We start from the raw sequence: 19,846 nt of genomic DNA, 5'->3' as shown, positions 1-19,846 counted from the left end.
TGTGGCCGGTGATCGGGGTATTTTCGAGCCGTGTTCGCCGCGACCCTCGCCCTCACCTCGCTCCTGTCCTCCCCGGTGTTCGAAGCACCCTGGGCCTGCGAGGGGATCTACAGCTGCACGCAAGGCAACGGCGGCGAGACCAGCCACACGGGCTACGCCCAGTACGCCTGGGACTTTGGCATGCCCCTGGGTACCGACATTCACGCAGTCCATGGCGGGACTGTCACGCACGTCAAGATGGACTCGACCACCGGGGGCTGCTCGAGCGACTACGCCAACCTGTCCAATCACGTGGTCATCGACCACGAAGACGGGACCGCCGGGCTCTACCTCCACGTCGAGGGCGAGTCCTCGAACCTCGAGGTCGGCGACGTCGTCGAGACCGGTGATGTGATCGCCCGCGTCGGGCTGACCGGCTGGACCTGCGGGCCGCACCTTCACTACCAGACCCAGGAGGTCTGCGGCTCGTGGTGGTGCCAGTCGATCCCCGCGGAGTTCTACGGCTACGGCGTCGTGGCCTACGGCCAGTCGGTGGTCAGCGAGAACTGCGGGCCGTGCCCGGCGACCCTGGCCGGAACAACCACGACGATCAGCGAGAGCGAGGTCCGCTGCTTCGATCGCTTCACGCAGTGGTGGACCGACGCCGAGGAGGGCCTCGACGGCCACCACTGGTACACGGCCGCGACGGCGGCCGACTACGCCGACACCTACGGCCGCTGGCGCTTTGGCGTGGAGGTCCCCGGCGACTACGAGGTCGAGGTTCACATCCCCAGCGCCTCGGCCGACGCCCAGGGGGCCGTCTACCACGTCCACCACGCCGGCGAGATCGACGAGGTCGGCGTGGACCAGGCCGCGCAAAAGGGCTGGCAGAGCCTGGGCGTGTTCGACTTCGACGGCGGCGGCGACGAGTTCATCGAGCTCCCGGACAACACGGGGGAGGACTACGCGCTGATGGTGCCCCTGGCCTACGACAGCGTCCGCTTCACCTACGCCGACGAGGGTGACGAGGGCGGCGAGGACTGCCCCATCGGTCAGCCCGGCTGCGCGTGCACGGCCGGGGGCGGCTGCGACCCCGGGGCGAGCTGCGTCGACGGCCTCTGCGTCGCGGATGAAGACGAGGGCGGCGAGGGCGGCGAGGGCGGCGAGGGCGGCGAGGGCAACGAGTCCGGCGAGGGTGACGAGTCCGGCGGTGACGATGAAGCGGGCGCAGGGCTCGACGCAGGCGCGAGCGAAGACGCAGGCTGCAGCTGCTCGAGCGCGAGCGACGAGCCCGGGGGTCAGCGGCTCGGTCTGCTGCTGGGGCTGCTCGGTCTCGCCGCCATTCCTCGCAGGCGAAGCGCCCCAATCAGTCAGCACGGCAACAGCTGACACTCATATACAATCGACACCCCCATTTTTCACAGCCTCGCCCTCCCGCATTGTGCATGACCACAATGGGGGAGACATTTGCCCTTGGACCCCAACCCCGCGGCCGTTGAGCCCGCGACGGACAATCTCGTAATTGATGGGCGACAGGATCAGTCACCCATGACGACCATAAAACGACACACCTCGACATTTCTATTTGCAACATCACTACTCGGAACATTCGCCTGCATGCATGGCCCCGGCGGCGATGGTGATGAATGCAACGATGATGATGGCACCGAGAGCGCGGAGGGCGAGGGCGCCGACACCTCGGAGGGCGACGCCACCAGCACCACCGGCGAGTCCGACTCCGGCGACACCGACGACACGAGCGCCGACGCCGACTCGAGCTCCGGTGAGTCCGACTCGAGCGACACCGACGACGCGACCTCAGAGGGCACGAGCGCCGACACCTCCGAGGCCGACACCTCCGAGGGTGACGCGCCCGTCTGCGGCGACGGCGTGCTCAACGGTGACGAGGCCTGCGACGACGGCGTCAACGACGGGTCCTACGGCGGCTGCGCCGAGGACTGCATGAGCCTCGGCCCCCACTGCGGCGACGCCGAGGTCAACGGCCCCGAGACCTGCGACGACGCCAACGAGGACAGCGCCGACGGCTGCCTGTCCACCTGCCTCGTCCCGGCCAGCTGCCAGGAGATCCTCGACTTCGACATCCTGGCCGAGAGCGGCGCCTACCAAGTCGGCGTCATGGGCCCCGACGCCGTGTTCGAGGTCGACTGCGACATGGACACCGACCGCGGCGGCTGGACCGGCATTCGGGTCGGGAACACCTGCAACGGTGACCTCGAGTCGACCCTGACCCCCGTCGAGGCCGCCCCGAGCGCGGGCATCGACGACGCCTGTCGGCCCTTCACCCAGGACGCCGAGGGCCCGCACACCTACTACTGGGACATCGAGTTCCCCCCGACCTTCGAGTCCTTCTACCTGTCCGGCTTCACCATCAAAGACAACGCGGGCACGGACCTCGCCTCGGACATCAGCCCAGACGTCTTCGTCCAGAGCGACTGGGAGCTCGCCTATCTGGGCTCCGAAGCTGGCGTCGGCGACGTGTCCTTTGGCGCGGCCGAGAACACCGGACCCACGACCAGCTTCGCCGCGACCTTGGACGAGAGCTTGTCTTGCAGCGCGTGTGAGACCCCCTTCCCGAACGACCTCCAGCTCTACGAGGTCGACACCACCAGCAGCACCTTCCGCATCGGCTGGGGCGAGGCCGGCACGCAGGCCGAGGGCTGGTATCCGTGGTGGAGCGGCACCATCTACCTGCGCTGAGCTCGACGCGACGCGACGCGACGCGACGCGATTGAGCGCCACGCGTGCCCGATCTCCTGGTCCGCAGATGATGCGTGCCAGGAGATCGCAAGCGCGAGGTCGAGCTTCGAAGCGCGAGCTCGCGCCTTCCATGACCACAATGAGAGGTTTTTGCGCCCGAGCCCCAACCCCGTGGTGGTTGAGCCCGCGCCCAGCAATCTCGACACTCGGTCGGACAGGAGCAGCTCCTCATGTTCAATATCAAACATCGCGCTTCGACCCTTTTCTTCGCCTCTTGCTTGCTTGGGACCTTCGCCTGCGGTGACGACACCGGCACCGAGGACAGCTCGGGCGACACCGAGGACACCGAGACCGCCGGCGACGACGAGATCGACAGCTCTGGCGAAGAAGCCAGCACCACCGCCGACACCAGCTCGACCGACACCGACGACGCGAGCACCGACACCACCGACGCGAGCACCGACACTTCCGACACCACCGACGACGCGAGCACCGACACCACCGACACCGCTGAGAGCGACACCGCTGAGAGCGACACCACCGAAACCGGCGACACCACTGACGGCAACGCGGCCATCTGTGGCGACGCCGAGGTCAGCGGCGACGAGGCCTGCGACGACGGCGTCAACGACGGGTCCTACGGCGGCTGCGCCGAGGACTGCATGAGCCTCGGCCCCCACTGTGGCGACGCCGAGGTCAACGGCCCCGAGACCTGCGACGACGCCAACGAAGACAGCGCCGACGGCTGCCTCGCCAGCTGCATCGTCCCCGCCAGCTGCCTCGAGATCCTCGAGTTCGACGCCCTCGCCGAGAGCGGCGCCTACCAGGTCGGCGTCATGGGCCCCGACGCCGTGTTCGAGGTCGACTGTGACATGGACACCGATGGCGGCGGCTGGACCGGCCTGCTCGTCACCAACACCTGCAACGGCGACCTCGAGTCCCTCGTCACCGCGGTCGAGGCCGCCCCCACCGAGGGCATCGACGACACCTGCCGACCCTTCACCCAGGACACCTCCAGCTACCACACCTACTACTGGGACATCGAGTTCCCCCCGACCTTCGAGGCCTTCTACCTGTCCGAGTTCACCATCAAGGCCAACGCGGGCGCCGGCGACACCTCGGACATCTACCCTGGCACCTTCGCCCAGAGCGACTGGAGCATCGCGCACCAGGGCGCTGGCGTCGGTGACGTGTCTTTTGGCGCGGCCGAGAACACCGGACCCACGACCAGCTTTGGCGCGACCTTGGACGCCAACTTCGAGTGCCTCGACTGCGAGGGCGTGTTCCCCGAGGACATGGTGCCCTTCGCCGTCGACACCACCAGCAGCGCCTTCCGCATCGGCTGGGGCGAGGCCGGCGGTCAGACCGAGGGCTGGTACCCGTGGTGGAGCGGCGCCGTCTACCTGCGCTGAGCTCGACGCGACATCGCTGAGCGCTCACACGATCGGCCGGCCCTCGCAGCGCGCGAGGTGCCGGCCGCTTCAATCGTGTCGCTCCGTGGTCGATGCTTGGGTTCGCGCGCAAGTGCGAGGTCGAGCATCGAGGCGCAGGTACGCGCCATCCATGGCCACTTCGAGGGGATTTTGCCCCTGCTTCCCAACCTCGTGGTGGTTGAGGTCGCGACCATCGATCTCGAAAATTGAACAGACAGGAGTAGCTCTTCATGTTCAATATCAAACACCGCGCATCGACCCTTTTTTTCGCCTCTTGCTTGCTCGGGACCTTCGCCTGCAGTGACGACACCGGCACCGAGGGCAGCTCGAGTAGCACCGACCCGGACACCGAGACCGACGGCGACGACGAGATCGACAGCTCTGGCGAGGAGGCCAGCACCACCGCCGACACCAGCTCGACCGACACCGACACCGACACCGCGACCTCCGACACCACGGACGACGCGACCTCCGACACTTCCGACACCACGGACGACGCGACCTCCGACACCACCGAGGGCTCGACCACGGACACCACCGACGGCGACACCACCGACGGAGACGTGGCAGTCTGCGGCGACGGCGAGGTCAACGGCGACGAGGTCTGCGACGACGGCGTCAACGACGGGTCCTACGCCGGCTGCGCCGAGGACTGCATGAGCCTCGGGCCCCACTGTGGCGACGCCGAGGTCAACGGCCCCGAGACCTGCGACGACGCCAACGAAGACAGCGCCGACGGCTGCCTCGCCAGCTGCATCGTCCCCGCCAGCTGCCTCGAGATCCTCGAGTTCGACGCCCTCGCCGAGAGCGGCGCCTACCAGGTCGGCGTCATGGGCCCCGACGCCGTGTTCGAGGTCGACTGTGACATGGACACCGATGGCGGCGGCTGGACCGGCCTGCTCGTCACCAACACCTGCAACGGCGACCTCGAGTCCCTCGTCACCGCGGTCGAGGCCGCCCCCACCGAGGGCATCGACGACACCTGCCGACCCTTCACCCAGGACGCGGGCGGGAGCCACACCTACTACTGGGACATCGAATTTCCCCCGACCTTCGAGGCCTTCTACCTGTCCGAGTTCATCATCAAGGCCAACGCGGGGGCCGGCGGTACTTCGGACATCAACCCAGCCTCCTTCGTGCAGAGCGACTGGGCCAGCGCCGGCCAGGGCACCCTCGGCGACGTGTCCTTTGGCGCGGCCGAGAACACCGGACCCACGACCAGCTTTGGCGCGACCTTGGCCGCGGGCATCGACTGCTTCGACTGCGAGACAGTGTTCCCCGAGGACATGGCGACCTTCGCCGTCGATACGACCAGCAGCGCCTTCCGCATCGGCTGGGGCGAGGCCGGCAGTCAGTCGGAGGGCTGGTACCCATGGTGGAGCGGCGCCGTCTACTTGCGCTGATCTCACAGCGACATCGTTGAGGCCCTTTCACAAATCGGCCGGCCGCTCGGAGCTTGCGAGCGACCGGCCGATTTGTTCAGCACCTCCACGCGCGCAGGCCCAATATGCGCGATCACCTCATCCCTCCTCAGCCAGAGAGCTCCCTCACTCATTGGCCGCCACTGGACTTCGCCCTGCCCTCCGAAGCCCGAGCGACAAATTGAAATGCTCAAACTCGCGCACGGCCAGAGAGAAACCCGCCCCCCCCGACCAGTCCGGAAATGCTCCAATTCATGCACAGAGCGGACGGTATCGCCGATACCAGCGGACCTCGACATTCTCGTTCGCCCACCTTGGACCTCTAAATATATCGCTCTGGGTATCGCTCTGGGATGATTTTTCGAGGTGTAAGGCCCAAACGCTACTGAAGATAGGCACAGCGCCATGAGGTGCTGATCACAAAATTCGGCTCCAGGTCGATTCGGAGCAAACGAACGTCTGCGAGGCGACACAGAAAATGAGCCAACTTCGCCATTTGGGGACGACATGTACACGACGCAGATCTTGGAGCCCAGGGATCCAACAGTCATCAGCTACCCACGCGGCCCATGCCAGGCCAGCTGTAAAGGTGATCCGCCGCGGACACAGGGAGCGCCGCAGAGCCGGGCGAGCGCCCTCGAGGTCCGCGCGAGCATGAGTGAGGACGAAGAGGACGACGACTTCACCTTGCTCGCGCTGTGGCGAGGTGGAGACTCGCGCGCAGGGAACAACCTCTACGATCGCCACTTCGACGCCGTTCGCCGGTTCTTCATCAACTCGGTCAGTGATCGCGAACGCGAAGATTTGACTCAGGAGACCTTCACCCGCCTGACCTCCGCCCTCCCCTCCTTCGAAGGCCGGGCGAGCTTTCGGACGTTTACTTTGAGGATCGCCCGCTACGTGCTCTACGACCACCTTCGACGGCGCTACCGCGGAAAGTCGGACTTCGATCCCCTGACCCACTCGGTCGAAGACGACAGCGGCCTCAACCCCTCGCGGATCATCGCCTCTCTCGATCGCCACACTCGCCTGCTCCACTGCGTGCGTCGCCTCCCCACGCAGACCAAGCTCCTGCTCGAGCTCTACTATTGGCAAGGCGTCCCCCCGCGGGAGATCGCCAAGGTCTTCGAGATCAAGGAGGTCACCGTCCGCGGTCGCCTGCGCACCGCGAGGCTGGCTCTCCAGGCTGATCTTCAGCAGTCGGAGGAGGCGGCCATCGACGACACGGACCTCGAGGACAAGCTCTACGAGCTCGGTAAGTTCTTCACCGACGGCCCCTGCGGGTCTTGAGCGGCGGCTCGCTCGTCATCCCGTGCAGCCGGGCTCGCCGCCACGTGAATCCTCAGCACGCGGTTTTGCGATTTCCCAATGTGAAAACGCTGGCCGAGGAAACGATACATACACGGAGGGTGACCCGGCCCGCGCAGGCGCCAGGTCACCCTCGCCTCGCTCAGGCGCTGGCCAGCGCCTGCTCGAGCGCCGCGAGCCCCTCGCGGATGTCCTCGAGGCCGCAGGCGAAGCTCAGGCGCAGGTGGCCTGGCGCGCCAAAGGCCGAGCCGGGCACCGTGGCCAGGCCCTTGTCCTCGAGCAGGAAGCTGGCCAGGGCGAGGTCGTCGGCGAAGCGTTCGCCCTCGCCGCAGAGCGCCGAGAAGTCCGGGAACACGTAGAAGGCGCCGTCGGGCTCGACGAGCTCGACGCCGGCCGAGCGCAGCCCGGCGATCATCGCCTCGCGCCGCTCGGCGAAGCGGCCGCGCATCTCGTCGACGGCGGCGATGCACTCGGGATCAGTCAGTGCCGCGAGCGCGGCCCACTGCGCCGGCGTGCAGGCGCCCGAGGTGGTCTGGCCCTGGAGCGCGTTGACAGCGGCGGCGATGGGCGCGGGCGCGACCAAAAAGCCGATCCGCCAGCCGGTCATCGCGTGGCTCTTGGACACGCCGTCGACCAGGACGATCTGCTCTTCGAGGCCGGGGATGCCCGCGCAAGCCCGGACGATCGAGGCGTGGCCGGCGTCGCCGTAGACGAGCTTGCGGTAGATGTCGTCGCTGAGGATCCACGCCTGGGGGGCGCGCGCGTGCAGGACCTCTGCGAGGGCGCGCAGCTCCGCGTGAGAGTAGGCCACGCCAGCCGGGTTGCTGGGGCTGTTGAGCAGCAAGAACTTGGTCTTGGGTCCGACGACCTCGGCGAGCTGCTCGGGCTGGAGCTTGAAGCCCTGGCTGCGCGGGCACTCGACGATCACCGGCTCGCCGCCGCCGAGGCGGACCATCTCCGGGTAGGACACCCAGTAGGGCGTGGGGAAGACGACCTCGTCGCCGGGCGAGAGCGTGACCATGAACAGGTTGGCCAGGCTGTGCTTGGCCCCGCACGAGACCACCACCTGACCGCGCTGGATCTCGACGCCGTGGTAGGCGGCGAGCTCGGCCGCGACGGCGTCGCGCAGCTCGGGGGTGCCGGGCACCGGGGCGTAGCCGACCGGCGCGTTGGCGAGGCGCTCGGTGACGGCGCGGGTCACCCCGGCGGGCGGGGCGAAGTCCGGCTGTCCGGCGCTGAAGTTGTAGACCTTGCGGCCCGCGGCCCGCAGCTCACCGGCGCGGGCCGAGATCGCCAGGGTCGCCGAGGGCTGGATCGCCTTGGCGCGCGCGTTGATGTCGAGGGGATGGCTCATGCTTGACTCGCTCGTTCGAAGAATTCCAGGGCCGTCTGCCCGTGGTCGCGGACGGCCTCGCTGACGAGGCCCGCCGGCACGACGATCGCCGGGCGCCGGCCTTTGTGCTTGTGATACTCGACCACGATCACCGCCTCGGGCGCCAGCCAGCTGGCGCCGGTGCGAGGATCGGCCTCGACGAGCTTCGTGAGCACCTCGCCGTAGAGGTCGAGTTCGGCATAGGGAGGATCCACCAGTACCAGATCGAAAGCCGCCTGCGCACCCCGGTCGCGCGACAGGAAACGGCGGGCGTCGTCGTGAATTACCTGTGCGCGCGCGGAGATCTCGAGGGCCGCGAGCTGCTCGGCCAAGAAGCGGGTCAGCCCAGCCTGGCGCTCGACCAAGGTCGCGTGTGCCGCCCCGCGGCTGAGCGCCTCGATCGCCAGGGCGCCGGAGCCCGCGAAGAGATCCAACACCCGAGCGCCCACGACCTCGCGCTGGAGGCGATCGAAGATCGCCCCGCGCACCCGGCTCGAGCTCGGGCGCACCCCCGAGACCGCCTTTGGCAAGGACAGCAGCCGGCGCCCTCGGAGCGTTCCTGCGACCACGCGCTGCATTCGGGATGGATAGCCGAGGCCACGGGCGGCCCGTAGCCTCGAGTAGGTGACCTCACGCACGCGAACGCCTCGGGCCGCGCTGGCTCAGCGGCCCACGTAACGCCCGGCTCGGCGCTCGCGGAAGGACTGCACACCCTCGGCAAAGTCTTCGCTCCCGGCGAGCGCGGCCAGCTGCTCGGGGAAGGCGGCGATCGCCGCCGCCGCGCCCTCTTCTGCCGCGAGCTGAGCCGAGCGCCGGCTCGCGCGAACGGCCAGCGGGGCCTGCTCGCAGATCCGCTCGGCGATCGCCCGCGCCCGCGCCCGCCCCTCGCCGGCATCGACCAGCTCTTGCACGAAGCCCAGGCGCAGCGCGGTCTCGCCGTCGAACTCGTCGCCGGTCAGCAGCCAGCGCATGGCGTTGCCCCAGCCGGCGCGCTCGACCATGCGGATCGTCGCCCCCCCGTAGGCCATCAGCCCGCGCTGGACCTCGAGCTGGGCGAAGCGAACCCCGCGCTCGGCGATCACCAGATCCGCGGCCAGCATCAGCTCGATGCCGATGGTGAAGCAGATCCCGTGGACCGCCGCGACCACGGGCTTGGTCCGCCGGCGGCCGTGGAGGTCGAGGGGATCGATCTGCGTCGCGTCGCTGAGCCCCTTGGTGATGTCGAAGCGCGAGAGCTCGAGGCCCGCGGTGAAGTGCTTGCCCTCGGCGACGAGCAGGCCGCACCACAGCGCGTCCTCGTCCTCGAGGCGAGTGTAGGCGGCCGCCAGCTGGTCGAGCATCTCGGGCGTGAAGCCGTTGTACTTGGCCGGGCGATCGATGGTGATCGTGAGCAGGTGGCCGTGGACCTCGGTGGTCACGCGGCCCTCGGGCGGAGCGGACTCGGACATTGGCCGAGGTTAGCAGCGATCCGCGCCCGCCCGCCGCTCAGTGCACCGAGCGCGGGCGGCCGCCCATGGTCAGCGGCGCGAGCGAGCCTTCGTAGGCCTGCTCCCAGGCGAGCAGCTCGTCGAGGGGCGTGTAGCCGTCGGGCAAGCCCACGGTCGCGGGGCCCAGGAGCAGCGCGTCGGCATCCGCCGCGCCGCTGGGATCACAGACCGCCTCGCAAAACTCGTCGAGGTAGTCCTCCATGACCGACTCGCGATCCGGGAGGAATTCCTCGCGCAGCGCCGGCGACATCGCAAAGCAGGGCAGGCCGTCGCAGGTCTGCGTGAACAGCTCGTTGACGTGGACGAAGCCCATGGACGAGGGCGCCGACATCCCGTGGCCGAGGTCGAAGCCGTTGGCGTTGGCGTGGCAGCCCATGCAGTTGCTGGCGAAGGCCGCCCGGTTGGCGACCTCGACGGGGCTCAGGTCGCTGCCGAGCTCCTCGAGCTTCTCGGCCAGCGAGGCCTCGAATTCACCGCTGCCCGCGAGCAGGGCCTCGGCGTAGTCGATCTCGCCGTCGTTGTCGCGGCTCTCCGCCGCGAAGCAGGCCGGCGCGAGCGGGAGGTCCATGCGCGCCACGTTGTCGCTGACCAGGCTGTCGAGGTTGGCGAGGATGCTGGCCCGACAGGCCAGGCCCGCCGGGTGATCGTCGAGGTCGTTCCACAGCCGCGCCTGCGAGTTGTTCGACACCGGGACCTCGACCACGCCAAGGCGATCGTCCTCGGTTGTGAACTCGAACTGGCGCAGGGTCCAGGGGTTGTCGTCGAAGGTGTTGGTGCGGATCTGACCCGAGCCGAAGGTCATGTTGACCCCGGTCATGAACGGCTCGAAGCCCGCCGCCTCGAGGTCCTCGTGGCCGTGGAGGAAGGCCGCGCGCAGCTGCTCCCCACGCTCGACGGGGTCCTCCATCTGGCCGAGCTTGGCCCAGAAGGTCGCCACGGGCATGCAGGCCGCGGGCCCGCACTCGGGAGTGGGGTTGGGGATCCGCGCCTCGAAGATGATGAAGGCCCGGCCGAGGCTGTTGCTGGCCATGATCACCCGCTGCTCGCCGCAGTCGCTGCCGTCGGCCGCCGCGAGGTCGAAGCGGTTGACGTAGGCCACCGGGAACCAGCTGTCGAGGTCGCTGACGTGCTCGGCCTCATCGCGGGGGCAAGCGAGCGGGAAGCCATTGAGCGTCGCCTGGCCGTCGACGAGCTCGTCGTCGCAGTGCGAGCCGCCAGCCAGCACGCCCGCGTCCGAGGTCGTGAAGCTGTCGAAGAGCCGGGTGTAGGTGAAGTCCGCGTCGGCGACGAGATCCGTGGTCGACGCGGCCTGAGCGAGCAGCTCCTCCAGAGAGGTCCCATCGAGGGCCGCGGGCGCCGTCTCGATCAGGCTGCGGCGCGAGTGCATGACGAGGCCGCAGAATTCCTCGTTGCCGGTCTCTTCGGAGGTGCCCTCCTCGGAGCTCTCTTCTTCCGTGCTCTCTTCTTCCGTGCTCTCTTCTTCCGTGCTCTCTTCTTCCGTGGAGGAACTCCCTTCCTCCGAGGAGCTCTCTTCTTCCGAGGAGCTCTCTTCCTCCGAGGAGCTCTCTTCCTCCGAGGAGCTCTCTTCCTCCGAGGAGCTCTCTTCCTCCGAGCTGCTCTCTTCCTCCGAGGAGCTCTCTTCTTCCGAGGAGCTCTCTTCCTCCGAGGAGCTCTCTTCTTCCGAGCTGCTCTCTTCCTCCGAGGAGCTCTCTTCCTCCGAGGAGCTCTCTTCTTCCGAGCTGCTCTCTTCTTCCGAGGAGCTCTCTTCCTCCGAGCTGCTCTCTTCTTCCGAGGAGCTCCCCTCTTCCGAGCTGCTCTCCTCCTCCGAGGAGCTCTCTTCCTCACCAAAGGTGGTCTCCCCCAGCTCGTCCCCAATCGTCTCGTCGAGGGTCCCCCCCCACTCGTCGTCGGTCCCAGGAAGATCCGGAAGACAGCCCGGCGCCATCAGCAGCAGCCCGAGCCCAGTCGAGGTCAAGGTCGCTCGCGTCCGATGATGCTTCACTGTGGTGTCTCCCTCTTCTCGCCCTGGCGTCTCGCGTGAAAAAATGGTCAGGGCCAGCGAGCCCCCCGACTCGCCGCTTTGGTCTCACCTGGGCGCCTGACCGCCCAACAACTCAATGTCCACGAGCCCGTGTTTACGTCACGAAAATTTCCCTGAAGACATGAGCCTCGACTCGAGCCGACCTCGACGGGGTCCTCCCCCCGAAGCTCCCCTGACGAATCCGCGGACGACGACACAGGAGCGCACGCTCCGGTCCGCGGGGCCGAGGTCGGCTACGAGCCGAGATGGTGAGTGGTCACCGTTTTTTAAGTATCCCGAACGACGAAGATCGATCAGGTTTTTTTTGTCAAATCTGTAAAAAGATCAGCCGGCCACTTGGTGCCAGACACATACGCCGTTCAGTCGACGATCACCGCCGCGCCGTTGCGCCGCGCATCCCCGATGCCACGCAGCTCGCCAGCTCGGCCGCGCTCGGCCACGTGCACGCCACCAAAGAAGAAGTCTCGGGTCGAGAAGTCATGGACTGCCGGGAAGCCCTCGGCGAGGCGAGCTCGGATCCCCGTCGGATCTCCGCGCTCCGCGAGCTCCACCCACACGGCGTGATCCTCTCCGTGCACCCGCGGCTTGGTCACGGCCTCGGTGATCGAGCGCCCGCGCACCAGGCCATCGAGGACCAGGCCCACGGCGCTGCGGATCCGGTTGGAGCCGCCGCTGCCCAGCGCGACGACCCGGCCGCTGGGGTGCATGGCCAGCGTGGGGGCGATCATCGTGGGCAGCGCGGCACCGGGCGCGTGCAGGTGAAAGCCCGCCGGGTTGAGGTCTTCCTCGCCGAGGAAATTATTGATGTGCACGCCCGTGCCCGTCACGACGTGCCCGCAGCCTTCGCCTGCGGTCAAGGTGACGGAGGCCGCGCCCCCTTCCCCGTCGACCACCGACACGTGCGTGGTGCTGCCCCGGACGCCGGGCGGCGGCAAGGCCAGGCGCGCGCGGTGTCCTGCCTGCGAAGCCCTGGCCTGGCGGAGGACCTCGGTGTCCTCGTCGCTCTCGGCCTGCTCGCCCAGGGCTTCGGCGATCATCCCGACCAAGCGCCCGCCCAGCCGCGGCGAGGTCGCGATCTGCCACTCGCCGAGGGTGAACTGGTGTGGCGCCGTCACGTTGACGCTGGCCGTCTCGATGTCCCTGGCCGAGATCAGCCCGCCGCGAGCGATCCCGAATTCCTCGATCAACCCGCGCTGCAGCGCTGGCGGCGTCGCGCCGAGGGCCGCGAAGGCCTCGAGGGTGTCGGCGAGCCGGGTGTTGCGGACGCGCTCACCGATCCCCGGCGGGCGATCGCAGGGCAGGCCCTCGGCGATCTCGGCCATGCACTCGGGGTCGCGGCGGAGGATCTGCCACAGCAGGCGGAAGGTCCTGGCGGTCAGCGCGTCGGCGACGACCCCCTCGCGGGCCATGCGAGCCGCGGGCGCGACGAGCTCGGCGAGCGGCCGCGTCCCAAAGCGCTGGGCGGCCGCGGCCACGCCCTCGAAGACCAGGGGCACGCAGGCCGACGCCCGGCCGACATGAAAAGCCTGGACCGCCGCCCCAAAGTCGATCTCGATCGCCTGAAAGTCGAGGCGCTCCGGGCGGCCCTCGAGGCCGGGGACGACCGAGAAGAAGTCGATCGCTACCGGGTCACCGCCCGGGGGTCGCAGGACCATGATCCCCGCGCCGCCGGCCGAGGCCAGCAGAGGCTCCGCCGCGAAGCAGGCCAAGGCCGCAGCCAAGGCCGCGTCGACGGCGTTCCCGCCTGCACGAAGGATCGCCGCGCCGGCCTCGGCGGTCTGAAGACTTCCAGCTGAGACGACGCCTGACACGTCGCGGAGTGTACTCGCAGCCCAGGGCCGGACACAGCCTCGAGGCGCCCCTGTCCCCCTCGCCCGCCACCGGGGCGGCAGCGCGCGCCGGCCGACTCTCAGGCCCGCGCGTCCAGCCAGGACAGGACCTCGGGCCAGATCAGCGCCGGCGCCTTGGCCCCGAGCACGATGTCGAGGTGTCCGGGGGAAAAACCATGTACCTCGCGCGAGAACACCAAGAAGGTCCGGTCGCGGCTGCGCGAGGTCTCGTAGCAGGCCCGCCCGTCCCCCACGGTCGCCAGCTTGTCGGCGGTCCCCGAGAGCACCAGCAAGGGCAGGTCCTCGAGGGCCGCGAAGGCGCCGTCGTCGACGGGCTCGCCCAGGGCCCAGCGGCTCATCTCCTCCATGACCGCGAAGCTGGTCACGTCGAAGCCCTCGGTCACGCGCTCGCGCAGCAGCGGGCGCTCGAAGGAGCGCCAGCCCCAGCCGCGGATCGGCGCGATGTAATTGAGCGGCTCGGCGACGCGGTGCAGCCGGCTGATCAGCCGACCGGCGGGGCGCCAGCTCATCGCCGCCCCCTCGGGCAGCAACCCGGACATGGCCAGGCTCAGGTGGGCCGCGCCGCGCAGGGCGAGGTTCTCCCGGGCGAAGGTGTAGACGCCAGCCCAGTGGACCAGGCCGGCGAGGGCCACCCGCGGGGCCGCGCGCATGGCCACCGCCGCGCCCATGGAGTGGCCCGCGACGAAGGGCCGCCGCGGCAGCGCATGGACCAGGCGGACCAGGTCGTCGGCGTAGTCGTCGAAGCGCCGCGCCGGCAAGGAGCCCAGGCGCCGCGAGAGCCCGTGGCCGCGCAGGTCGACGTTGAGCACCTCGTAGCCGCGCTCGGCCAGCCACGCCGGCAAGGAGCGCCCCGAGAGCTGCCAGCTGCGGCTGTTTTGGGCCAGGCCGTGGACCAAGATCACCGTGCCGCGGGTGCGCGGGGCCTGCTCCGCCCCCGCCGCGACCGTCCGCTGGACCGCGAGCGCCGGCTGGCCGTCCGAGGGCACGAGCTCGAGCAGCTGCCAGCGCACGCGCGCGCGGTGGCCTTCGTGCACGACCACCTCGTGCACGCGCTCCTCGACGACCTGCAGCTTCGACACGGCCAAGGCCGTGTCCTATCAGATCTTCTTGCCGTTGGGCAGCAAGTTGGGCGGCACGGCGAGCCCCTTCGACAGGGTTTCGAAGCGAGCGCAGCGGCCGTAATCCCCCGTGCAGTAGGCCTGCGTCCAGTACTCCATGGCGCTGCTCGCCCGCAGGATTGGAAACAGCGCGCAGCCGTAGGCGTGGGGGCACTCCCCCGCTCGAGTCTTGGCTTTGTCGTTCATCCGATGTCGCAGCTCCCGGTGTCCCACTCGAAGAATCGGCGGTGGACGACCCCGTAGATCCAGTTGCCGGCGAACACCCCCGCCAAGGAGATCAGCGCGAGGAGCTGCCCCTCGCCGATCTGCGCGAACACGACCCCGGGGCAGCCCCCGGTCAGCGCCCAACCGACGCCGAAGAGCGCGGCCCCGGGGACGATCCCCGGGTGCACCGGGCCACGAGGCAGGCGCGCCCGAGCCTTGGGCCGCGCGGTGTGGACGGCCACGGCCGTGACCGCGACCGCGACCGCGAAGGTCAAAAACAGGCGCGGGTCTTCGAGCGAGAACATCTCGTGGAGTTCGTCGAAGTTGGTGAAGCCGACGGCGTGCAGGGCCACGCCCAAGAGGATGCCTGGCACGGCGAAGCGCAGGGTACGGATGAACTCGTTCATGGTCACGAGCTCAGCTCCCCAGCAGGGCGTTGGTCGCAAGGGTGAAGAGGATGGCCGTCCCCAAGAAGATGCCCGTGGCCAGCAGGCTGCGCGGGACCATGCGCGCGCAGCCGCTGAGCCCGTGGCCCGAGGTGCAGCCGCCACACATCCGCGTGCCGAAGCCGACCGCGATCCCCCCGCCGAGGAGCAGCAGCACCCGCTGCCAGCCATCCCCGGTCAGGGCCGTGTGCGCGGCCCCAAAGTCGAAGCGCAAAGCAAAGCTCCCGTCCCACAGCGCGGCGGCCATCGCCCCGAGGGCGATGCAGACCAAGAAGAGCACGCGGCGCTGCAGCGGGACGTGGCGCTGCATGTCGAGGCGCGAGCCGTCGGCCTGGTTGTACTTGGGCGCGTCGACCTCGATCCCGATCTCCGCCGCGGTCGCAGCAGCGAGCGCCGCGAGCACGTCGTCGGGGTCGCGCATGGAGAACTCGACGGCCTCCTGCTCCGCCTCGGGATCCGCGAGCGCCTCGACGAGACGCGTGACCTGGCCCGTGACGCCCAAGGTCCGCCCCTCGAGCAACCACAGCCACACGCATACGCCTCCGAGGACCAGGCCTCCGAGCCAAAAAGGGAGATAGTGCACCTCCCCAGTCTACTCTCTCGGCGTCTTTGGAGTGCCTAGGAGCCCGTGGTGGAACCCAGCGCGGCTCCTGGCGCCGGGTTTTTCGTCGAGGGCGCGAAGCCAAAACGCCGCTGTACCGGGCGTACTGCAAGTTTTGGCGACAAAGCCCTCGGCGAAAAGACCAAGCCAGGTGTCGTGTTGGGTTTCACCACGGGCTCCTAGGAAGCGAGAGGCGCGAGGCCGAGCCGCGCTGTCCGCTCCAGCGCGTCCTCGGCCTCGAGGCGCGCCCAGTCGGCGGCCAGTCGCTGGCGACGCCTAAACCACGCCAACGCCACCAGAGGGCCGAGCAAGAGCACGGGGAGCCCTTCCGAGCCTAGCAGCGGGTACCACAAAAAGCGCGTCGAGAGCCCCTCGCGCCAGCTCTCGTCGAGCGCAGCGAGCGGGCTCCCGTAGGCGTCCTTCACGGACTGCTCGAAGCCCCGCCCCTTGCGGAGCTGGCTGAGCAGCTGACGAAACTCGCCGCCTTCGGCGTCGTGAAAACGCAGCCACGTGGCGAAGTCCCGCGCCGCCGCGTAGGCGATGGACGCCTGGCGGGCGTCGCCATGAAAGGACGCCTCGAGCGCCGGGAGCGATGGCACCCCCGAGCCAAAGATCGCCCCCGCCAGGGTCTCGGCGCGCATCAAGCTGACCTCGTTGGCGACGCTGTCGGCGACGCCCTCGTGAAACCAGCGCGGGAGCTCGGCGCCCGCGGTGGCACGAAAGAGCGCGACGTGGACCAGCTCGTGGCGCAGCAGGGTCGAGAGCTCGCTCGGGGAGCCGTCGGGGTCGTGCAGCGAGATCGCGATCTCGCCCCGGGGCGGGTGGGCCACGCCCGAGACCCAGCGCGGCATGCCGGTGGCCTGCGCCACCCGCCCGGCGTGGCTGACCACGTGGATCGTCATGCTGTCGTCGAGGTCACGCCCGAGGGTCTGCTCGATCTCCGACCACCACCCGGGTAGCAGCTTGGCGAGTTCGAAGGCTTGCTCGGCCGTGCCCGGCTCGTAACGGATCACCGCCCGCCCGACGACCAATTCCTCACTCGCGCTCGCCAGCGTCCACCCATCCAGGCGACCTTGCTCGGCCTTGGCCGTCTGCGGCCCGAGCGTCCAAAACGCGAGGACCAGGAGCAAGGCGGCCACGAAGCGCGCGACACCGCGCCCGAGGCTCAGACGTCGACGGAGCTGGCGAGTGGTGGTGAACATCGGCAAACCCAGTAGGGGCGCGCACGGCTCGGACGAGACGCCCCCCTCGTGCGCGGATTACGAAGATAGCACCGCGAGGTTCCCTCCAGACACGCCGCCCCTGGACGATCTGGGAGGGGGAGCGCGATCCCCGGCGGGCCTGGACGAGACCCCTTCTGGAGGGTGAAATCGCCCTGATGCTGGAGCTGATCAGCGAACTGCTCGAGAACAAGTACTTCACCTCCGGCGGGGTGTTGGTGCTCTCGGTCATCGCCGCCTGGCTCGTCGAGGTCGTGATCAGCAAGACCTTGGTGGTCGCCGCCTCGCGGACCAAGACCGACGTCGACGACGCGATCGTCGAGATCGTCCGTCGGCCGATCTTCTTGAGCGTGCTGCTCTACGGCATCTACAAGTCCTACGCGCTGCTCGTGAACCCCCACGAGGATCTCACCGGCGCGGTCACCAGCTCGGTCTCGGGTCCGGTCCCCGCCCTGCTCAAGACCTTTGCGATCGTGATCTGGTCGATGGCCGGCATACGCTCGGGCACGGTGGTCCTGCGCAGCTGGAGCGACAAGACCCGCGCGCGCTCGATGCTCCAGCCGACCACGCTGCCGGTCTTCGACATCCTGCTCAAGACCGTGGTCATCGCGGGCGGCTTCTACTTCGTGTTCCTGGCCTGGGACATCGATCTGACCGCGTGGATGGCCTCCGCCGGGGTCATCGGCATCGCCGTCGGCTTCGCGGCCAAGGACACCCTGGCCAACTTGTTCTCGGGCATCTTCATCATCGCCGACGCCACCTACAAGGTGAAGGACTGGATCGTCCTCGACGGCGAGCTGCGCGGCGAGGTCACCCATATCGGCATCCGCTCGACGCGGATCTTGACCCCCGACGACGTCGAGATCACCGTGCCCAACGCGGTCATCGGCAACGCCCAGGTGCTCAACGAGACCGGCGGACCGCACCCGCGCCAGCGCCTGCGGATCAGCGTCTCGATCGCCTACGGCAGCGACGTGGATCAGGCCCGCTCGGTGCTGATCGCCGCCACCGAGGGCGCCGATCACCTCCTCGATCACCCCAAGCCCCACGCCCGCTTTCGCGAGCTGGGCGCCTCGGGCCTGGAGTTCGAGCTGTGGGTGTGGATCGAAGATCCCAAGGTCCGCGAGCTCGTCGTCGACGACATGACCACGCGGGTCTACAAGGCCCTCAACGCGGCCGGCATCGAGATCCCCTACTCCAAGCACGACGTCTACATCCGCCAGATGCCGAGCTTCGCCGCAGCGCCGGCTCCCGCTCCCGCTCCCGCTCCCGCCCCAGCAGGCGCGGGTCAGCCCGGCTCGAGTCAGCCCAGCTCGCCCCAAGCCCTCGCCTCGAGCGAGCCGCTCCAGTTCAAGGGCTCGTGACGCTGATGACGACGGTCTCGCGCTGAACGGCGCCGGCGATCAGCAGGCCCACGGCCACGCCGATCACCGCCACGGCCGCGCCGGCGATCAAGCCCGTGCGCAGCTTGGGCGAGATCCGAACGCGACGGCGCACCTTGGCGCCCGCGTCGACGGCCTGCACGTGCTCACCCCACAGCACGCCCACGAGGTCCGCGTCGTCGGCCGCCGCCTCGGCGCGCACGCCCAGCTCGCTGTCGAGCAGACAGTCGCGGGTCATCAGCACCGGGTCCGCGCGCTCGGGCAAGTAGCCGATGGTGATCACGAGGTCGTCGCGACCTTCGCGGCAGATCGACTGGGGCTCGGCCGCGCCGACCCGCAGGCGGCGGACGACCGTCGGCGGTGAGGGCGAGGCCGCGGCCGAGCGCTCGAGACGATCGAGCAGGGCCTTCTCGTCCTTGCTGCCGTCGAGCTCCGAAGACAGACCCACGGCGACGTGCACGGTCTCGAGCGGACCCGAGATGCTCGGCGCGGGTGGGACGACCACGGCCTCGGCCGCGCCGCTCTGTGCTGCGTCGGCCTCGGCCGTCGGCACGTCGACCGCAGCGTCGGCTCCTTCGACCTCTGCCCCAGTCTCTGCCCCAGCCTCTACCGCAGTCTCTGGCTGATCAGCCGCGGTCGTCGGCACCGCGATCTCGACGATGTCCCCTTCTTCCCAGCCCCCCGCGCCCTCGCTCCCCGCCGCGTCGGTCTCGGAGCTCGCCGCGTCGACGTCGGGGCTCGCCTCCGGCGGCGCGGCCGACCAGGCAGGCGTGCCGAGGCTCAGGCCCAGACACAGGGCCGTGCCCGCCGCGACGCCACGAAGCAGACGCGAGCCCGCCCGACCCACTTGGGGCCGCGCGAAGAGAAGAGTTGTGCTCGAGTCGATCACCGCCGCGTGTGCAGACGGTTGATCGCCCAGACCTCGCGGGCACGCAAGCCGGTCGTGAACTGGATGCCGCAGATGTTCGGCGCTCCCTTGTCCACCCACCGCACTTCGCCCTCCGCCTTGACCGGGTCTGCGAGCAAGGGGAGCGTGAAGCTCAGAGCAAAGCGCTCTCCAACCTTGGGCACCTGGCTCTCATCGTCGACACGCAGGCGCATGCCGCCCGCGCTGACGTCCTCGCTCGGCCATACGGCGACAGTTCCGTTGCGCTCCACATGAACGACGACCTCGAGGTCGAAGCGCTGATTGTCTCGGCGCTCGCTTGGATCGCCGGCGCCCTGGATCGACGACATGAGGGCAGTTTACACCAGAACTCGGGCCGG

The 19,846-nt window shown here is 69.0% G+C and carries 18 protein-coding genes; 6 read left to right on the top strand and 12 right to left on the bottom strand.

The genetic code is table 11. The annotated features are described in order from the left end of the window. The first annotated feature begins 30 nt into the window (after nucleotides 1–30). The 5 genes from G6O69_RS18920 (at nucleotide 31) to G6O69_RS18900 (ending at nucleotide 6,841) form a co-directional block, all read left to right on the top strand. Nucleotides 31–1,368 (top strand): peptidoglycan DD-metalloendopeptidase family protein, encoded by a 1,338-nt coding sequence (locus G6O69_RS18920; RefSeq protein ID WP_172304907.1) that lies wholly within the window; start codon nucleotides 31–33, stop codon nucleotides 1,366–1,368. 228 nt (nucleotides 1,369–1,596) lie between these two features. Beyond that, nucleotides 1,597–2,697, top strand: a complete 1,101-nt coding sequence (locus G6O69_RS18915) for a fibrinogen-like YCDxxxxGGGW domain-containing protein (RefSeq protein ID WP_255215816.1) — start codon at nucleotides 1,597–1,599, stop codon at nucleotides 2,695–2,697. Nucleotides 2,698–2,975: 278 nt separating this feature from the next. After that, nucleotides 2,976–4,109, top strand: coding sequence for a fibrinogen-like YCDxxxxGGGW domain-containing protein (locus G6O69_RS18910; protein ID WP_255215815.1), 1,134 nt, complete (start codon nucleotides 2,976–2,978; stop codon nucleotides 4,107–4,109). A gap of 299 nt (nucleotides 4,110–4,408) precedes the next feature. Next, nucleotides 4,409–5,533 (top strand): fibrinogen-like YCDxxxxGGGW domain-containing protein, encoded by a 1,125-nt coding sequence (locus tag G6O69_RS18905; protein WP_255215814.1) that lies wholly within the window; start codon nucleotides 4,409–4,411, stop codon nucleotides 5,531–5,533. A 525-nt stretch (nucleotides 5,534–6,058) separates the two neighbouring features. Continuing rightward, nucleotides 6,059–6,841 carry a sigma-70 family RNA polymerase sigma factor gene (locus G6O69_RS18900; RefSeq protein WP_176396949.1) on the top strand — a complete coding sequence of 261 codons (783 nt, stop codon included), beginning with the start codon at nucleotides 6,059–6,061 and terminating at the stop codon, nucleotides 6,839–6,841. Nucleotides 6,842–7,001: 160 nt separating this feature from the next. On the opposite strand, the gene G6O69_RS18895 is transcribed toward G6O69_RS18900, so the two are convergent. The 10 genes from G6O69_RS18895 to G6O69_RS18850 form a co-directional block, all read right to left on the bottom strand. Further along, a complete protein-coding gene (locus G6O69_RS18895; protein ID WP_172304903.1) occupies nucleotides 7,002–8,213 on the bottom strand; it encodes a pyridoxal phosphate-dependent aminotransferase in 1,212 nt (403 codons plus the stop codon). Beyond that, entirely contained in the window at nucleotides 8,210–8,869 is a 660-nt protein-coding gene (gene rsmD / locus G6O69_RS18890) for a 16S rRNA (guanine(966)-N(2))-methyltransferase RsmD (protein WP_217909865.1), read from the bottom strand. Before rsmD ends, G6O69_RS18895 begins: the two co-directional genes overlap by 4 nt. Nucleotides 8,870–8,893: 24 nt before the next feature. Beyond that, entirely contained in the window at nucleotides 8,894–9,679 is a 786-nt protein-coding gene (locus G6O69_RS18885) for a crotonase/enoyl-CoA hydratase family protein (RefSeq protein WP_172304900.1), read from the bottom strand. A gap of 37 nt (nucleotides 9,680–9,716) precedes the next feature. Further along, nucleotides 9,717–11,720, bottom strand: a complete 2,004-nt coding sequence (locus G6O69_RS18880; protein WP_172304899.1) for a hypothetical protein — start codon at nucleotides 11,718–11,720, stop codon at nucleotides 9,717–9,719. A gap of 398 nt (nucleotides 11,721–12,118) precedes the next feature. Further along, nucleotides 12,119–13,570 (bottom strand): gamma-glutamyltransferase, encoded by a 1,452-nt coding sequence (locus G6O69_RS18875; protein ID WP_172304898.1) that lies wholly within the window; start codon nucleotides 13,568–13,570, stop codon nucleotides 12,119–12,121. 98 nt (nucleotides 13,571–13,668) lie between these two features. Further along, nucleotides 13,669–14,688: an alpha/beta hydrolase gene (locus G6O69_RS18870; RefSeq protein WP_346017148.1), complete on the bottom strand. Its 1,020-nt coding sequence runs from the start codon at nucleotides 14,686–14,688 to the stop codon at nucleotides 13,669–13,671. Nucleotides 14,689–14,706: 18 nt separating this feature from the next. Continuing rightward, entirely contained in the window at nucleotides 14,707–14,913 is a 207-nt protein-coding gene (locus G6O69_RS18865; RefSeq protein WP_172301258.1) for a hypothetical protein, read from the bottom strand. Then, nucleotides 14,910–15,338, bottom strand: a complete 429-nt coding sequence (locus tag G6O69_RS18860) for a DUF6691 family protein (RefSeq protein WP_255216407.1) — start codon at nucleotides 15,336–15,338, stop codon at nucleotides 14,910–14,912. The genes G6O69_RS18865 and G6O69_RS18860 overlap by 4 nt, the downstream gene beginning before the upstream one ends. Nucleotides 15,339–15,348: 10 nt before the next feature. Continuing rightward, entirely contained in the window at nucleotides 15,349–15,960 is a 612-nt protein-coding gene (locus G6O69_RS18855; protein ID WP_172304894.1) for a YeeE/YedE thiosulfate transporter family protein, read from the bottom strand. A 197-nt stretch (nucleotides 15,961–16,157) separates the two neighbouring features. Further along, nucleotides 16,158–17,180 (bottom strand): peptidase MA family metallohydrolase, encoded by a 1,023-nt coding sequence (locus G6O69_RS18850; RefSeq protein ID WP_172304893.1) that lies wholly within the window; start codon nucleotides 17,178–17,180, stop codon nucleotides 16,158–16,160. 176 nt (nucleotides 17,181–17,356) lie between these two features. Between G6O69_RS18850 and G6O69_RS18845 the strand changes: the two genes are divergently transcribed. Further along, nucleotides 17,357–18,562 carry a mechanosensitive ion channel family protein gene (locus tag G6O69_RS18845; RefSeq protein WP_172304892.1) on the top strand — a complete coding sequence of 402 codons (1,206 nt, stop codon included), beginning with the start codon at nucleotides 17,357–17,359 and terminating at the stop codon, nucleotides 18,560–18,562. Here G6O69_RS18845 and G6O69_RS18840 read toward each other — a convergent pair. Next, nucleotides 18,549–19,469 carry a hypothetical protein gene (locus G6O69_RS18840; protein ID WP_172304891.1) on the bottom strand — a complete coding sequence of 307 codons (921 nt, stop codon included), beginning with the start codon at nucleotides 19,467–19,469 and terminating at the stop codon, nucleotides 18,549–18,551. The genes G6O69_RS18845 and G6O69_RS18840 overlap by 14 nt on opposite strands. After that, the gene (locus G6O69_RS18835; RefSeq protein WP_172304890.1) at nucleotides 19,466–19,816 is read right to left on the bottom strand and encodes a PilZ domain-containing protein; all 351 of its coding nucleotides are present in this window, start codon (nucleotides 19,814–19,816) and stop codon (nucleotides 19,466–19,468) included. The genes G6O69_RS18840 and G6O69_RS18835 overlap by 4 nt, the downstream gene beginning before the upstream one ends. Nucleotides 19,817–19,846 lie beyond the last annotated feature (30 nt).

Source organism: Pseudenhygromyxa sp. WMMC2535 (assembly GCF_011083025.2).
The sequence above is the reverse complement of the archived record's forward strand: the minus strand, read 5'-3'. Positions and strand labels throughout refer to the sequence as shown.

Bases quoted from the DNA above. Each gene is read 5' to 3' on its own strand.
- G6O69_RS18900 (WP_176396949.1), top strand. From the start codon at position 6,059: ATGTACACGACGCAGATCTTGGAGCCCAGGGATCCAACAGTCATCAGC.
- G6O69_RS18835 (WP_172304890.1), bottom strand. From the start codon at position 19,816: ATGTCGTCGATCCAGGGCGCCGGCGATCCAAGCGAGCGCCGAGACAAT.
- G6O69_RS18865 (WP_172301258.1), bottom strand. From the start codon at position 14,913: ATGAACGACAAAGCCAAGACTCGAGCGGGGGAGTGCCCCCACGCCTAC.
- G6O69_RS18860 (WP_255216407.1), bottom strand. From the start codon at position 15,338: ATGAACGAGTTCATCCGTACCCTGCGCTTCGCCGTGCCAGGCATCCTC.
- G6O69_RS18885 (WP_172304900.1), bottom strand. From the start codon at position 9,679: ATGTCCGAGTCCGCTCCGCCCGAGGGCCGCGTGACCACCGAGGTCCAC.
- G6O69_RS18850 (WP_172304893.1), bottom strand. From the start codon at position 17,180: ATGTTCACCACCACTCGCCAGCTCCGTCGACGTCTGAGCCTCGGGCGC.
- G6O69_RS18895 (WP_172304903.1), bottom strand. From the start codon at position 8,213: ATGAGCCATCCCCTCGACATCAACGCGCGCGCCAAGGCGATCCAGCCC.
- G6O69_RS18915 (WP_255215816.1), top strand. From the start codon at position 1,597: ATGCATGGCCCCGGCGGCGATGGTGATGAATGCAACGATGATGATGGC.
- G6O69_RS18845 (WP_172304892.1), top strand. From the start codon at position 17,357: ATGCTGGAGCTGATCAGCGAACTGCTCGAGAACAAGTACTTCACCTCC.